This is a genomic window from Flavobacterium sp. ENC, from assembly GCF_020991415.1.
Taxonomy (GTDB): Bacteria; Bacteroidota; Bacteroidia; order Flavobacteriales; family Flavobacteriaceae; genus Flavobacterium.
Genome location: NZ_JAJMOY010000038.1, coordinates 1 through 462 on the forward strand (window position 1 = coordinate 1; position 462 = coordinate 462).

The window sequence follows — 462 nt, forward strand, 5'->3', positions numbered from 1 at the left end:
GCCGCAAGCCATTGCCGTTTGTTATGCAGATCGAAAACTGAATTACGGAGCATTGGATGCCGCTGTGAACCAATTATCGAATTACCTGAAAGATGTTTACGGCATCCAACAGGGGGATTGTGTAGGCTTATTATTGGACCGCAGCGAATGGATGCTGATCCCGATGTTAAGTATCCTGAAACTGGGGGGTATTTATCTGCCGATTGACAAAAGTTACCCGACCTCAAGAATTAGTTACATTTTAGAAGATGGCCGTGCAGCGTTACTAATTTCAGATACGCCCTATACAGACGAATCAGGAATTAATGTAATGATCCTGCCGGACCATATAGAAAAACTTTCCGCTTATAGCAGTGAGTTAGCCTCTGTTGCAATCCATGAAGAAGATCTGGCGTATATGATTTATACCTCAGGTTCTACCGGAACCCCGAAAGGCGTAAAGATCCGTCACAGCTCCGTTAC

At 44.6% G+C, this 462-nt stretch carries 1 protein-coding gene; it reads left to right on the forward strand.

Going from position 1 to position 462, the window contains the following annotated elements; genetic code table 11:
* A partial coding sequence (locus LPB89_RS21945) for an AMP-binding protein (protein ID WP_230703741.1) occupies positions 1-462 on the forward strand: 462 nt, incomplete at both ends.